The 13,700-nt window shown below is 70.9% G+C and carries 14 protein-coding genes; 6 read left to right on the top strand and 8 right to left on the bottom strand.

What is annotated here, in order from left to right; all coding sequences use genetic code 11:
• Nucleotides 1-71 precede the first annotated feature (71 nt).
• The 3 genes from EAH86_RS13235 to EAH86_RS13225 all read right to left on the bottom strand — a co-directional run bounded on the left by EAH86_RS13235 (nt 72) and on the right by EAH86_RS13225 (nt 3,350).
• On the bottom strand, nt 72-2,276 hold the full coding sequence (locus tag EAH86_RS13235; RefSeq protein WP_277752338.1) for an acyltransferase family protein: 2,205 nt from the start codon (nt 2,274-2,276) through the stop codon (nt 72-74).
• A complete protein-coding gene (gene coaD / locus EAH86_RS13230) occupies nt 2,209-2,706 on the bottom strand; it encodes a pantetheine-phosphate adenylyltransferase (protein WP_140741485.1) in 498 nt (165 codons plus the stop codon). The genes EAH86_RS13235 and coaD overlap by 68 nt, the downstream gene beginning before the upstream one ends.
• An 83-nt stretch (nt 2,707-2,789) precedes the next feature.
• Nucleotides 2,790-3,350, bottom strand: a complete 561-nt coding sequence (locus tag EAH86_RS13225; RefSeq protein ID WP_140741483.1) for a hemerythrin domain-containing protein — start codon at nt 3,348-3,350, stop codon at nt 2,790-2,792.
• A 163-nt stretch (nt 3,351-3,513) separates the two neighbouring features.
• On the opposite strand from EAH86_RS13225, the gene EAH86_RS13220 reads away from it, so the two are divergent.
• A complete protein-coding gene (locus EAH86_RS13220) occupies nt 3,514-3,807 on the top strand; it encodes a Fe-S cluster assembly protein HesB (protein WP_140741481.1) in 294 nt (97 codons plus the stop codon).
• Between the two features lie 97 nt (nt 3,808-3,904).
• On the opposite strand, the gene rsmD is transcribed toward EAH86_RS13220, so the two are convergent.
• The 4 genes from rsmD to EAH86_RS13200 all read right to left on the bottom strand — a co-directional run bounded on the left by rsmD (nt 3,905) and on the right by EAH86_RS13200 (nt 9,463).
• Nucleotides 3,905-4,480 carry a 16S rRNA (guanine(966)-N(2))-methyltransferase RsmD gene (gene rsmD, locus EAH86_RS13215; RefSeq protein ID WP_140741479.1) on the bottom strand — a complete coding sequence of 192 codons (576 nt, stop codon included), beginning with the start codon at nt 4,478-4,480 and terminating at the stop codon, nt 3,905-3,907.
• Between the two features lie 123 nt (nt 4,481-4,603).
• The gene (locus EAH86_RS13210) at nt 4,604-5,392 is read right to left on the bottom strand and encodes an alpha/beta fold hydrolase (protein WP_140741477.1); all 789 of its coding nucleotides are present in this window, start codon (nt 5,390-5,392) and stop codon (nt 4,604-4,606) included.
• Nucleotides 5,393-5,468: 76 nt separating this feature from the next.
• Nucleotides 5,469-7,733, bottom strand: coding sequence for an ATP-dependent DNA helicase RecG (locus tag EAH86_RS13205; RefSeq protein ID WP_140741475.1), 2,265 nt, complete (start codon nt 7,731-7,733; stop codon nt 5,469-5,471).
• Between the two features lie 11 nt (nt 7,734-7,744).
• On the bottom strand, nt 7,745-9,463 hold the full coding sequence (locus EAH86_RS13200; RefSeq protein WP_140741473.1) for a DAK2 domain-containing protein: 1,719 nt from the start codon (nt 9,461-9,463) through the stop codon (nt 7,745-7,747).
• Between the two features lie 171 nt (nt 9,464-9,634).
• Here EAH86_RS13200 and rpmB point away from each other — a divergent pair, with 171 nt between their 5' ends.
• The gene (gene rpmB, locus EAH86_RS13195; RefSeq protein ID WP_140741471.1) at nt 9,635-9,841 is read left to right on the top strand and encodes a 50S ribosomal protein L28; all 207 of its coding nucleotides are present in this window, start codon (nt 9,635-9,637) and stop codon (nt 9,839-9,841) included.
• Between the two features lie 52 nt (nt 9,842-9,893).
• Here the strand turns inward: rpmB and thiL are convergent, their stop codons facing one another.
• Nucleotides 9,894-10,874, bottom strand: a complete 981-nt coding sequence (gene thiL, locus EAH86_RS13190; RefSeq protein ID WP_140741469.1) for a thiamine-phosphate kinase — start codon at nt 10,872-10,874, stop codon at nt 9,894-9,896.
• 169 nt (nt 10,875-11,043) lie between these two features.
• Between thiL and EAH86_RS13185 the strand changes: the two genes are divergently transcribed.
• From EAH86_RS13185 to EAH86_RS13170, 4 genes are all read left to right on the top strand, one after another.
• The gene (locus EAH86_RS13185; protein WP_140741828.1) at nt 11,044-11,277 is read left to right on the top strand and encodes an Lrp/AsnC ligand binding domain-containing protein; all 234 of its coding nucleotides are present in this window, start codon (nt 11,044-11,046) and stop codon (nt 11,275-11,277) included.
• Between the two features lie 16 nt (nt 11,278-11,293).
• Entirely contained in the window at nt 11,294-11,782 is a 489-nt protein-coding gene (locus EAH86_RS13180) for a DUF3515 family protein (RefSeq protein WP_241668352.1), read from the top strand.
• Between the two features lie 453 nt (nt 11,783-12,235).
• The gene (locus EAH86_RS13175) at nt 12,236-12,994 is read left to right on the top strand and encodes an MBL fold metallo-hydrolase (protein WP_140741467.1); all 759 of its coding nucleotides are present in this window, start codon (nt 12,236-12,238) and stop codon (nt 12,992-12,994) included.
• Between the two features lie 61 nt (nt 12,995-13,055).
• Nucleotides 13,056-13,697 carry a hypothetical protein gene (locus EAH86_RS13170; protein ID WP_140741465.1) on the top strand — a complete coding sequence of 214 codons (642 nt, stop codon included), beginning with the start codon at nt 13,056-13,058 and terminating at the stop codon, nt 13,695-13,697.
• Nucleotides 13,698-13,700 lie beyond the last annotated feature (3 nt).

The following is a 13,700-nucleotide window of genomic DNA, read 5'->3' as shown; positions in this document are numbered from 1 at the left end:
TACCGGAGCACAGGTCACTCCCCCAAATGCGCGGGTATGCCGCGTCGTCGCCCGGGCGCGTGCGACCGTCCTCAGCGGGCAGCAGCCGAGGGTAGCCCGCGGTCCAGTGCCGCTCCCAGGACCGGCGCCAGGGTGCGGACATAGGTCGCGGTGAGGTGGTCGCCAGGGCGGTGGATGGCGACGTTCCCGATGGCGACGGGGCACCTCGGGACCGGGCAGATCCAGGCCGTGAGGTCGACCAGCGGCGTGCCCGACGCTGTGGTCGCCTCGCGTTGGGCGGGCAGCCCGCTCCCCGCGACCGCTGGGTCCCGGTCGAAGGCGCAGCGGCTCAGCTGGTGCGGGTGTCGGGCCGTGCAGACGTCAAGGTCGTTGGGCGACAGCGGGCTGTCCCCGAGGACCACGACCGGCACACCGGCGTCCCGCAGCTGAGTCCACCGGTCGGACAGACCGGCCACCAACGCGCCACGGGTGGCGCGGGCGCCGTCCCAGGCGGACCCGGCATACCCGGAGGTCAGCAGGAGGTCGGGGGGGTCGGCGCGCAGCCGGTCCACGACGCGGCGGTTCCACTCGTCGCACGCCGGGTAGGCCTTGCCCGCGTTCTGGGCGTGGCCCGCGGCGAACGTGCAGGCGGACTTGCCGTAGGTCACGATGCGCCAGCCACGTGCGGGCGCCAGCCGTTCGAGCGCGGGCAGCCACTGCATCGCCTTGGAGTCACCGACGAGGGCGACGGTGGTCGCTCCCCCGGCCACACCGAACTCGCAGGCGACCGGCTCCTCGACCACCCGGTCGACCTGGCACCGGTCGACATCGGCCTTGGGCCGGTCCTTGCCGGAGAGCTGCGGATCCGGCGTCAGCCACTCCCAGTCGTCGATGGCATAGGCCGCGGGGTCGGTGCTGGGCGGTGAGGTGAGGGTCGCCGCGCCGAGGGTTTCGAGGGCGGGGCGAGCGCCGGCCAGGGGCGTGGTTCGGAACGGCGACGCCGCGTGGGTCAGCGGCAGCGCAGCCAGGGCGCCGACGGCCGAGAGCGCGAGCCCCATCGCCAGGACGGGCCGGGTGCGGGCGGCCAGGGCCTTGCTGTGGTGGATCGGGCTCTCGAGGAACCGGTGGCTCAGCCAGGCGGGCACCACCGCGAGCGCGACGACGAGCGCCTGCTGGGCTTGGCTGAGCCCGTCGAACGCCCACTCACTGAGGATGAGGGCCGGCCAGTGCCAGAGGTAGAGCGAGTAGGACAGCCCGCCGATCCAGACCATCGGCGCGGTGCCGAGGACCCGGACCGGGCCATGGGGAGTGCCGGTCCAGCCGGCATAGAGGACGGCGGCGGCGCCGACGGTCGGGAGCAGCGTCCACGCCCCCGGCGTGACCGCGCCTGACGGCAGCCAGCAGGCAGCGCCGATGACCGAGACCAGCCCTACCCAGCCGATCACGGCGGCGACTGCGGGACTACCGGCTGCTCTGGCGACGCCTTCGCGTGCGCCACCATCGGAGCCGGAGCCTGCGTGGGTATGCCGCGTCGGCGCCTCCCTGCCCGCGCACCAGACGGCGAGCGCCGCGCCGACGCCCAGCTCCCACGCGCGGGTGGTGGTGACGAAGTAGGCCCGCGCCGGGTCGACGGCTCCCAGCCACACGGCATACCCGAAGGACGGAACGGCGATGGCGGCCAGCAGCGCGCCCACCGCGGGCACGCTGGGACGCCGACCCAGCCGGCGCAGGACGAGCGCGAGCGCGATCAGGGCCAGCGGCCAGATGACGTAGAACTGCTCCTCGACCGCCAGCGACCAGAAGTGCTGCACCGGCGAGGGGATGCTGTCCGAGGCGAGGTAGTCGACGGCGCGGTGCGAGAAGACCCAGTTGACGACGTAGAGGGCTGCGCCTGCGATGTCGGTGCCGATCTCCCGGCGGCGCAGGCCGGGGACGGCGAACCAGGCCACGAGGGCGGTGACGACGAGGACGAGGATCGCGGCAGGGAGCAGGCGGCGGATCCGGCGTCCGACGAAGCGGGCCCAGCTGATCGTGCCGGTGGTGAGGAGCTCGCGGACGAGGATGCTGGTGATGAGGAAGCCGGAGATGACGAAGAAGACGTCGACCCCAAGGAAGCCGTTCTGCAGCGGAACGCCCGCGTGGTAGGTCATCACGAGCAGGACGGCGATGGCTCGCAGCCCCTCGATGTCGGGCCGAAAGCGTTCCGGCCGTGGGGATTTCGAGGTCAGGTCAGTGCTCCCGCAGGCGTTCCAGGAGCGCGTCCCGCACGCGGTCGCTGACCAGCCCCGAGACGTCACCGCCGTAGCGCGCGACCTCCTTGACCAGCGAGCTGGAGATGTGTTCGAGGCTCGGGTCGCCAGGCAGGAAGACGGTCTCGATGCCGGTGAGGTGCCGGTTCATCAGGGCCATGGGCAGCTCATAGGCGAAGTCGGTGCTGCCCCTCAGTCCCTTGACGATGGCCGCCGCCTCGACCTCACGGCCCACGTCGACGAGCAGCTTGTCGGCGAACAGCTCGACCCGGACGTTGTCGAGGTCGGCGCACCCGTCGAGGATGAGGTCGCGGCGCTCGTCGGCGCTGAAGGTGCCCTGCTTGGCCGGGTTGTGCAGGACGGCCACGACGACCTCGTCATAGAGCGCCGCGGCCCGCCGGATCACGTCGGCGTGGCCGAGCGTCACGGGGTCGTAGGAGCCGGGGCACACACACCGTCTCGTCGCTGCGCTCGTCACACGGGCACGCTAGCAGCGGGGCCACCCCCGGCCGGCTTCCGGCAGGGCCCGGGCCGCTGCCGGGGGCACGGCTCGTCTGCTTGCTACTTCTCCTCGTCCTCGTCGTCGGCCGGCAGCAGCCCGTCCTTGTGGGCCTTCGCGACGATCTCGCGGACGTTGGAGATCGACCCGGCGCCAGCCTCCAGGAGGCGGTTGCGCTCGGTCGCCCACTTCACGCCGAGGTCCTGGCGCACGTCCTCTGACACGTCGGTGCGAGCCGGGTTGAGGATGGTCTGCTCCTCCTCGCCGATGTGGTGGTTCAGCGCGGTGGCGAGGTCCTCGACTGCGTCGTCGAACGTCTGGGTGTCGGTGCCCTTGCACTCCAGGAGGGCCAGCAGCGCCTCGTTGCCCTCGGCGTGCTCCTCCTCGCCGTGCTCGGCCTCGTGGGCGGTGATGGCGTCCTTGCGCTTGAGGTTCGTGTAGACCTTCGACTCCTCCGCCTCACCGTGGGCGATGAGGACTGCCGCCAGCGCAGCCCGCGCCGCCTCGCGGTCGGCCGTGGCGTCACGCAGGTCGCGCAGGAGGGCTTCGAAAAGCCGGTGGTCGTCGAGGATCAGGTCGACGACGTCGCCACTGGTCGGTCGGGGAATCTCGTAGTCCGTCATGCCCATACCCTCTCCCACCTGCGGTGATGCCACACCTCGGGGGTCGTCGTGAGACCTCGTCCCACCCATCGGACGCCCGGTTTGGAGTCGGCACACCGGGTGCGACACGGTGGAGGGGTCCTGACCTCAATCGCCTGACACATCGGCAACGAAGGAGAGCCACATGCTCACCCTGACCGAGAACGCCAGCACGATCGTGAAGACCATCGTGGACCAGAACCTCACCACCGAGGACGCCGGCCTGCGCTTCAGCCAGGAAGGCGTCGAGTCCGGCGGCCTGACGGTGACCACCGCCGAGCAGGCGCTGCCCGGCGACGCCGTCGTCGAGCAGGACGGCGCCAAGGTCTACCTCGACGAGACCGCCGTCGCCGCCCTGGGCGACCAGGTCCTCGACGCCGCGGTGGACGAGACCGGGGGCGTGCAGTTCAACCTGCTGCCCTCCTCGCCAGCGGTCTGACCGACCCGCACCAACGACACAGCCCGACCGCAGTGCGGTCGGGCTGTGTCGTGTCCGGACGAGTCTCCGCCGGGTCTGCACCGGCTTCTCCCGCAGGTCACGCGACGACGTCGGGGACCCGAGGACCGGCGAACCAGATCTTCGTCTCGCCGTAGCGGCGCTCCCCCTCCAGCTCGAGCGCCTCGGGCCAGGCCGGTTCGGGTGATCGCGAGGACCGCTCGACGACCACGAGCGCCTCGCGGTCGAGCCACTGCTGGTCTGCGAGGGCCGCGAGGTCTGCGGCCAGCGCCTCCTCGCTCAGCTCGTAGGGTGGGTCGAGGAACACCAAGGTCTGCGGCTGCGCCGGCGCTGCGGCCAGCGCCTTCTGAACGGTGGTGTGCCGCACCGTGATCCCGGGTATGCCGAGTGCCCCCGCGTTCTGCTGCGCCACCTTCGCGGCGCCCTTGTCCGACTCCACGAGCAGCACGCTCACCGCGCCCCGGCTGGCGGCTTCGAGACCGAGGGCACCCGAGCCGGCATACAGGTCCAGCACTCGGGCACCGAGGAGGACCTCGAGGTGCTCGAGGCGCGAGAAGAGGGCCTCCCGGACCCGGTCGCTCGTCGGTCGGGTGCCGGAGCCGGCCGGGGTGGCCAGCCGCATGCCGCCGGCGCGCCCACTGATGATCCGAGTCACGGCGGCAAGGTAGCGCACGTCTGTGCACAGCAGATGGTCATGCCGCGCAGAGACCGCATCAGTGCGCAGTCTGCCCAGCGTCTGTGCACAGACCCTGGGCGAGCAGACGTCGCCACCGCGGGATCAGGGCGCGTGCACCGTCGGGTCGTCGCGCAGCACGTCGAGGAGGAGGGCGAGGACGGCGTCCGGCCGCTCCATCGATGGCAGGTGGCCAGCCCAGTCGAGCTCGACCAGCTCGGCTCCCGGGATCTGGTCGCCAAGGTGGGCAGCGATGGTGCGGAAGTGGCCCAGGTCGTGCGCGCCGGACACGACGAGGGTGTCCACCGAGAGCGCCGTCGGGTCCACGTCGATGCGTCGCATCGAGGGCGGCGGGTCCTGCTCGTCGGCCGCCAGCTGGACCTCGTAGGCACGGCGCTGCATCGTCGCGACGAGCTCGCGCACGTCCTGGCCGGCCTCGGGCCGCACCCACGTGTCCGCGGTGAGCTCGACGGCTCCGTCGAGGTCACCTGCTTCCAACAGGCGCTCCTCCTCCTGGCCGTAGGCGTCCAGGACGGGCGCGTCCTCCGCTGAGGGCTCCAGCCCGCGGTAGGCGGAGCACAGCAGCACGAGGGATGACACCCGAGCGGGATGGGCGGTCGCGAGCTCCATGGCGACTCGTCCGCCGTAGGAGGACCCGACGACCGCCGCGCTGCCCACCCCGAGCGAGTCGAGCAGGGCGTCGAGGTCGTCGGCGTCGGCGTACTCCTCCCCCGGCTGGGGGGAGTCGCCGAACCCGCGCAGGTCCGGCCGGATCACGCGGAACGTGTGGCTGAGCGCCGGGACGAGCGGGTCCCACATGCGGCGGTCGGCCACGCCGGCGTGCAGGAGCAGGACGGCGTCGCCGGAACCGGAGTCGTCATGGGAGAGCAGCACGACTCGAGACTAGGGCGCAGGGGCGGGTCGCCGCCGCTGCATTTTCGGCCAACCGCAGGCAGACCACTGTCATCGCTCAGCTGCGCTCGAGGAACGCCGCCTGCTCGGCGTCGAGCCGTTCGGCGACGGCCGCGCCGAGCTCGGGGTGGGCGTTGAGGTCGGGATCCGCCGCCACGAGAGCGGCTGCGTCCTCTCGGGCCTGCAGGATGAGCTCCTCGTCGCGGACCAGGGACAGGAACCGGAAGCTGCCTCGGCCCATCCCGCGGGTGGACCGACCACCCCCACTCTGGCGTCCGCTGAGAACGTCTCCGGTGCCGCGCAGCTCGAGGTCGAGCTGGGCCAGGGCAAATCCGTCGGTCGTGCCGGCCACCGCCTCCAGTCGCTCGCGGGCTCCACCGTCGGCCTCGGCACCCGTCATGAGCAGACACAGCCCAGGATGACCGCCGCGACCCACTCGTCCCCGCAGCTGGTGCAGCTGGGAGACCCCGAACCGGTCTGCGTCCATCACGACCATCACCGTGGCATTGGCCACGTCCACCCCGACCTCGATGACCGTGGTCGAGACGAGCACTCCCGTTTCGCCGCGGGTGAATCGCGCCATCGCGGCGTCCTTGTCCTCCGGTGTCATCCGGCCGTGCAGGACGTCGATGGTGATGCCGTGCAGCGCAGGGTCGGACCGCAGCTGCTCGACCACCGCGAGGACACTCGCCCACACCCGCGGCTCCGCCGTCTCCCCCGACTCGCCGTCCTGGCGCTCCCCCTCCTCGCGCTCCCCGTCACCGGGCTCGCCGTCCTCGGGTGCCGGTCGCGTGTCGGGGACCTCCTCGTCCGAGATGCCACCACGCGACTCGGTGTCCACGATCCGCGGGCACACGACATACGCCTGCCGACCGGAGCGGACCTCCTCGGCGATGCGCACCCAGGTGCGCTCGACCCAGCGAGGGTTGTCGGTGGGGACGACATGGGTCGTGATGGGTGCGCGACCTCGGGGCAGCTCGGTCAATGTCGAGGTCTCCATGTCGCCGAACACCGTCATGGCCACCGTGCGGGGGATCGGCGTGGCCGTCATCACGAGCACGTGCGGGGGCTGTTTCGCCTTGTCCCGCATGGCATCTCGCTGCTCGACCCCGAACCGGTGCTGCTCGTCGACGACCACGAGCGCGAGATCGAAGAACTGGACGTGCTCCTGGATCAGGGCATGCGTGCCGATGACGATGCCCGCGTCGCCACTGGCAACGTCGAGCAGCGACCTCTTGCGCGCGGCCGTCGACTGGCTGCCGGTCAGCAGTGCGACCTGGGTGCCGATCTCGCTACCCCCCAGCATGCCGCGCTCAGCGAGCTCGCCGAGCATCGCTGTGATCGAGCGATGGTGTTGTGCCGCAAGGACTTCCGTCGGGGCGAGAAGTGCAGCCTGACCACCCGCATCGACGGCCGCCAGCATCGCCCGCAGCGCGATGACCGTCTTGCCCGAGCCGACCTCACCCTGCAGCAGCCGGTTCATCGGGGTGTCGCCGGACATCTCGCTGGCCAGGGTGTTCCCGATCTCTCGCTGGCCGGCCGTGAGCTCGAACGGCAGCCGCGCGTCGAACGCGTCGAGCAGCCCACCCTTGCCGGGGGGTCGGGCGATCGCGGTGTGCTGCAGGGCGATCTGCGCACGTCGCTGTGCCAGCAGGGTCTGCAGGACCAGGGCCTCCTCGTAGCGCATCCGCTGGCGCGCGAGGTAGACCTGCGGCATCTCGTCCGGGACATGGATGCCACGCATCGCAGCCAGCCGCCCCGGCAGGCCACGCCGTCCCCGCAGGGCGGCAGGGATCGGGTCAGGGAGGTCGTCGAGCTGGTCGAGGGTCAGGCGCACGCACTCGGCCACGGCCCAGTTCTGCATGCCCTTGACCTGGAGGTAGACCGGGATCGGCCCGCGGTCCGTGGCAGCGTCGCCCAGCCCGCCGTGCATGAGCTGGTATGCCGGGTGCGCCAGCTGCCAGCGCCCGCGGTACATCCCGACGGTGCCGGCAAACAAGGCAGTGGTGCCGGGGACCAGGGCGTCCCGGTGCCCCCATGCTTTGAAGAAGACGAGGTCCACCTCGTGCGCACCGTCCGTGATCGTCACGGTGAGCATCTCGCCGCGGCGGTTCTTCATCGACCGAGTGGCGGCGGTCTTGACGGTGGCGACCGCCACGACGTACATGCCGACGTGCAGCGTGCCGAGGTCGGCGGTGTGCTCGAGGTAGCGACGGGGCCAGAACTCGAGGAGGTCCCCCACCACCGTGATGCCACGGTGCTTTGCCAGCTTGGGCGCGGCCGTGGAGACGATCTGCGAGAGCTTGGTGGACTGCGTGACCACACCGACCACGCCTACTCGACTCCGAGCAGCAGGGGGTAGTGCGGCTGGCCACCGTCGATGAGGCTGACCTCGACGTCGCGGTGCCCACGCTCGATGCGGGCGCCCAACGACTCGGTGAGCCCGGGAGGTGCATCGGCGCCACCGATCACGGTGACGATCTCACCGCCGCTGCTCAGCAGCCGGGCCACGACGTCGATCGCGACCGCTTCGAGGTCGTCCCCGACGATGACGACGTCTCCCGCCACTGCTCCGAGGACGTCGCCCGGCTCGCACGGTCCGGCACTGGTCAGTGCCTGCTTGCTCGCGACGGCGACCGCACCGTGACGGGTCGCCGCAGCGGCGTGGCTCATCTGGGAGGCGTTGCGTGACGCGCTGGCGCTGGCGTCGAACACGGCGAGCGCCGCGAGACCCTGGACCGCGGTCCGCGAGCGCACGATGTGCAGCGTGACGCCCTCCTGCTCGGCAGCACTCGCGGCAGCCTCGGCCGCCATGACGGTGTCGCCGTCGTTGGGCAGCACGATCACCTCGAGGGCGTGCGCGGCGCGAGCCGCGTCGAGCAGCTGACCCGCGGACGCGCGCTTGCCCGGTCCACTCGACACGACGTGCGCGCCCGCCTGCTCGAACAGCTCAGCGAGTCCCGGTCCAGCGGCACAGGCGACCACGGCCACCCCGGCCGCCGGCACTCGAGCCACCTGGTCAGCACGACCACCCTGAACAGCGCCACCACCCTGACCTGCAAAGTGGGTCACCCGCACCCGGTAGGGACGACCCGCGTCGATCCCTGCCTCGACCGCGGCACCGACATCGTCGACGTGCACGTGGATGTTCCAGAGATCGGGACCACCGACGACGAGCAGCGAGTCGCCCAATCGGTCGAGAGAGTCGCGCAGGGTCGCCACCCGCTCCTCGTCGCTGTCCCGCAACAGGTACATGACCTCGTATGCGGGCCCGTCGAGAACGAGGTCGCCCTCACCGGTGGGCGAGCCACCGGTGGCGCCAGTCGGCGTGACGACGCCGCCGGCGTGGCTCCAGTCCTCGCGGCGGCGCATGGAGTGGTCGGCGAAGACCTCCATCCGCTCCCCCACGTGGGTGTCGTCCTGGTGAACCACCCGGGCGAGAGCCTCGAGGAGCAGGAGGTAGCCCGCGGCCCCCGCATCGACGACCCCCGCGCGCTCGAGAGCCGGCAGCTGGGAGGTGGTCGCCTTCAGGGCCTCGGTCGCAGCGTCCAGTGCGTCCTCCGCCACGGCGGCCAGCCCCCGCTCGACCGCAGCAGCTCCGGCAGCGGCGGCGGCGCGGGCGACAGTGAGGATGGTCCCCTCGGCCGGCCTGGTCACGCTGGCGTAGGCGCGCTGGCTGGCGCGCTCGAGCCCGTCGGCGATGATCGCTGCGTCGGCGACGTCCTTGCCGCTCTCGGCGATCGCCTCGGCGAAGCCGCGCACGAGCTGGCTGAGGATCACCCCCGAGTTGCCTCGGGCCGTGAGCAGCAGCGACCGCGCCATCGCCGTGCACTCCTGTGCGAGCGAGGCATCGCCGAGGATCCCGGCCTTCTCGTGCTCGGTGCGGACCGAGTCGAGGGCGGCGTCGAGACTCAGGTAGAGGTTGGTGCCCGTGTCGCCGTCGGGGACCGGGTAGACGTTGAGCGCGTCGATCTCCGCCCGCCGCGCGGCGAAGGCGGCCCGGGTGAGCACAGCCCATCGCCTCGCGTCCACGGCACTGAGGGCTTCGAGCACGGTGGCAGGCTAGCCGCAGCGGCCGTCATCGGCCCCGTTTTGGCCGTTGCGCCACACCTCGGCTACTCTTGACCGGTTCCCATGGACCTCTGCGTCGCTGGCCTGTGCCCGCGCGAGGAGACACCGGGGACCACCCCATTTCTTGTACCAATCGATTTCAGGAGAACACCCGTGGCTGCCAACTGCGACGTCTGCGGCAAGGGACCGGGCTTCGGTCACAACATTTCGTTCTCGCACCGCCGTACCAAGCGTCGCTGGAACCCGAACATCCAGCGCGTCAAGGCGTTCGTGGGCGCCGCTGGTGTGACCCCGAAGCGTCTCAATGTCTGCGCCTCGTGCCTCAAGGCCGGCAAGGTCAAGCGCTCCCTGACCAGCTGAGCCTGCCGACCGGCATACGCACCGAAGCCGATCTCCCACTGGGGGGTCGGCTTCAGTCGTTTCCGTTCTGGGCACTGAAGTGGTCCCAGCCGCGGGGCCGCTGCACGACACCGTCCAGGGTGACGCCGTCCCCTGCCTCCACGGCTCCGATGGTGCGCCAGCCGTCGGGGACGTCACGGGCGAAGGTTGCCAGCAGGCTGTGTTCCTCGCCGCCCGCGAGAAGGCACTCCCACGCCGCTTCGGCGACGACCTCCTGAAGCGCCGCGAGGTCGTCGTGCAGCCCCGCCGGGGAGAGGGCGATGCGCACTCCACTGGCCTCTGCGATGCGATGGCCGTCGCGAAGCAGCCCGTCGGAGAGGTCGATCATCGCGCTCGCTCCGGCTTCGGCTGCCTGCCTCCCCGCATGCAGAGGCGCGCTGGGGCGCAGGTGGTGGGCCAGACACGCCGCACGTATGCCGCTCGCGGCCTCCCGCGGGTCGGCGCCACCCTCGAGGAGGGCGAGACCGGCGGCCGACCGACCCAGGGTGCCGTTGACCGCGACCGCGTGACCGGGGCGGGCTCCGTTGCGCAGCACAGGTTCCCGGCCCTCGAGATCTCCCAGGGCGGTGACCGACACCATCAGGACGCCCTCGGGCGCCGAGGACAGGTCGCCACCAGCGACGACCACGCCGAGGTCGCTGGCACGCTTGCCGAGGGTGCGGGCGAACTCGACCACCCAGTCCAGCGAGGTCGCGGGGTCGGCAACGAGCGAGACCAGGACTGCGGTCGAGGTGGCGCCCATCGCGGCGACGTCGGCGAGGTTCTGGGTGAGCAGCTTGGTGGCGACGTCGGACGGGCTGGACCACTCGTCGAGCCAGTCGCGTCCGCGGATCATCGAGTCGGTGGTCGCCACGGTGGTCGGACCAGTGCGAAGGACTGCGGCGTCGTCGCCGGGTCCGACGGCGAGAGACGCACTCCCCTCGAAGAACGGGAAGATCCGCCGCAGCAGGTCCGACTCGGACACATCTGCCAGCGTCCGCGGCGACGTGACCATGACTTGACCTCCTCGTGACGGCCCGGGGGAGACGGGCGGGACACGGGCACGGTAGCGTCTGGCGTGGTCGAGGTGCGCCCCGGCCATGCGGTTCTCCCGGGTCTTAGAACAGGCTCTGTCTTAGAAACAGACTGTGCCATAGGAAACAGAAAGTGTGAGGTGTCTCGTGGTGGTCCAGGCCTACATCCTGATCCAGACCGAAGTTGGCAAGGCGGCGTCCGTTGCCGAAGCCATAGCCGCAATTTCCGGTGTGGTCCTTGCTGAGGACGTGACCGGGCCCTACGACGTGATCGCTCGCGTCGAGGCCAACACCGTCGACGAGCTGGGCAAGCTCGTCATCGCCAAGATCCAGGACGTGCCCGGGATCACCCGCACCCTGACCTGCACCGTCGTCCACGTCTGAGCGTTCGACTCTCGACGTGAGCCTTGGCGCCCGCCTCACGGCTGCGCGCCGGCTGCGCACCACGACCACCGGCCTCCTCGTCCTCGGGGTGGCCGGTGGTCTGCTGTCTGGCTGCTCCAATGCGGTCGATGTCACCGCTCCCCCGCACTCCGCGGCATGCGAGCCGGCGACAGCGCACTGGCCCGCGAAGGTCGGCGCCCAGACCCTCCGCGACATCAGCGCGAACGGCGGCGCGGTTTCGGATGCGCGCGCGTGGGGTGATCCCGCCGTCATCGCCACCTGCGGCTGGCCGGCGCCGGGTCCGACGGACAAGGAGTGCCTCGACGTCGACGGCGCCTACTGGGTCGTCGAGCCGCTGAGCGACGGCGTGAAGTTCACGACATTCGGTCGGGAGCCTGCGATCCAGGTGCTGGTGCCGGACGCCTACAAGCCGGAACCCCTGCTGCTGCCAGCTTTCGGCGCGGCCGCCAAGGCGCTGCCCACCAACGGTCGCACCTGCAAATGACATGAGTCGTCGCATGCCCGGCCCTGTGGCCCGCGTGGGCGGCTAGTGCCAGGACCCCCCGTTGCCCCATCCAACGCCCGGACGGACATTCGGCGGGTCGCCGCCCTGGGGCTCGTCCTGCCACTCCCCGTTGTCGCGTCCCCGTACCTTGTTGACCACGCCGAGAGCCACCGCCCCCACGAAGGCCAGGGCTCCCAGGCCGAACAAGCCATACAAGATCACCGCGAACATTCGCCACGACCTCCCCGTCACGAGCGCTCTGCCCGTCCATTGAAATCTACTCCCGGATGCCCCCGTGGGAGTCAGAAACGACTCAGGCACAGTCTTCGCCGCCTCAGCGTCCGGCAGGCCCTCCTGTCCGCACCGCGGCGCGAGGAGGCATGAGAGGCGCCCGCGAGTCAGACCGAGGGCCGTCGCATCGCGCGCGACGCGACGACCTGACACAGTGATCCGATGCTGAACGAGGTGGCGGACGGGGTCTGGGTCCGGCAGAGCGAGTGGGTCTGGAGCAACGCAATAGTGGTGCGGGGCGACGAGGGTTTGATTCTGGTCGACCCCGGCATCCATGGCTCCGAGCTGGAGCAGCTCGCCGATGAGGTGGACCAGCTGGGCATCCCCGTGGTCGCCGGCTTCTGCACCCATCTCCACTGGGACCACCTGCTCTGGCACTCCCGGTTCGGCGACGTTCCGCGCTACGCCGCTGCCGCCGCCGCTCAGGCCGCCCCTGGAGTGCGGGAGCGGGCACAACAGATGGCCGAGGAGAGCGCGTCGGGCATCCCCCTGGAGCTGATCGGGCTCCTCACTCCCCTGCCCGCGGACGGCAGTCCCGTGCCGGGCGAGATCATCGAGCACGAGGCGCACGCCATCGGCCACGCCGCGGTGCTGCTCGCCGACCGTGGCGTCCTCCTCGCCGGCGACATGCTCTCCGACATCCTGATCCCACTCCTCGACTTTCGTCGGCCCGGTCAGGTGGGCGCCTACGGGTCGGCGCTCGACCGGTTGGGTGAGGCCGTCAGGCACGTGGATGTCGTGGTCCCCGGCCACGGCGCCGTTGCCAACGGTCCCGAGATCGCCGCACGCTTTGCCGCCGATCGGGCCTACATCGACGCGCTGCGGCGAGGAGAGGAACCGGTCGACTCGCGTCTGGCTCAGGACTGGCTTTCCGCCCCTCACCAGTCGAATCTGCAGCAGGCCAAGCAGTCATCCGGGTAGAAGCCGTGAAGGTCATCGACCATGAGTTTGCGGTCGATGTGGTTGGTGCCTTCGTTGGAGCATGGACGCATTCGTCGCGGCAGTCGTCGGCTTCGTCGTTGCTGCCGTCCTCGCACTCATCAACAGCTGGCTGTCGGGTCGAGAGAAGGTCGCTGAAGGCGTATGCACCCAGCGCATCGCGGCATACCCCGCGGCTTGGCGACGCACCGGCGTCGTGTCCCGCTGGCCACGGACCGACGCGGACCGGGAACACATCGTCAGGCTCCACGAGGACCTTCGTCGTTGGTACTACGCCGAGGGCGGCATGTACCTCTCGACGCGGGCGCGAAAGCGCTACGAGCATCTGCAGCTCGTGCTCGAAGCGTTCCTGTCCCAGCCCGAGTCGAACGTCGCGGACCACTACGCGTCGCTGATGGAGGCGGCGTCCTACTTCCGGACGGGTCTGACCAAGGACCTGGAGACGCGGGAACAGGTGGGGCTCGATTGCGACGATCCTCGCCTGGCGCGACGAGAGGCGGGCCACCCTCCGAGCCGACGACCGGCTCCACGCGGTTACGGCCGCGTCGCCGTCAGTGCCAGGCACCACCGACTCGGCCGCGTCATCCCTTATCCATCACCTGACACCAGAGGACGAACGCTTGGACGCCGGAGACGCTCCGAGCCCGGCCTCCTAAGGACCTCGCGCGCCCCCGCCCCGGGGTAGGCG

The organism is Pedococcus bigeumensis (genome assembly GCF_006438965.1).
GTDB lineage: Bacteria > Actinomycetota > Actinomycetes > Actinomycetales > Dermatophilaceae > Pedococcus > Pedococcus bigeumensis_A.
The sequence above is the reverse complement of the archived record's forward strand: the minus strand, read 5'-3'. Positions and strand labels throughout refer to the sequence as shown.

Coding starts and splice junctions, on each gene's coding strand:
- EAH86_RS13225 (WP_140741483.1), bottom strand. CDS start 3,350: ATGACGGACTACGAGATTCCCCGACCGACCAGTGGCGACGTCGTCGAC.
- EAH86_RS13220 (WP_140741481.1), top strand. CDS start 3,514: ATGCTCACCCTGACCGAGAACGCCAGCACGATCGTGAAGACCATCGTG.
- thiL (WP_140741469.1), bottom strand. CDS start 10,874: ATGGTCACGTCGCCGCGGACGCTGGCAGATGTGTCCGAGTCGGACCTG.
- EAH86_RS13175 (WP_140741467.1), top strand. CDS start 12,236: ATGCTGAACGAGGTGGCGGACGGGGTCTGGGTCCGGCAGAGCGAGTGG.
- EAH86_RS13170 (WP_140741465.1), top strand. CDS start 13,056: ATGGACGCATTCGTCGCGGCAGTCGTCGGCTTCGTCGTTGCTGCCGTC.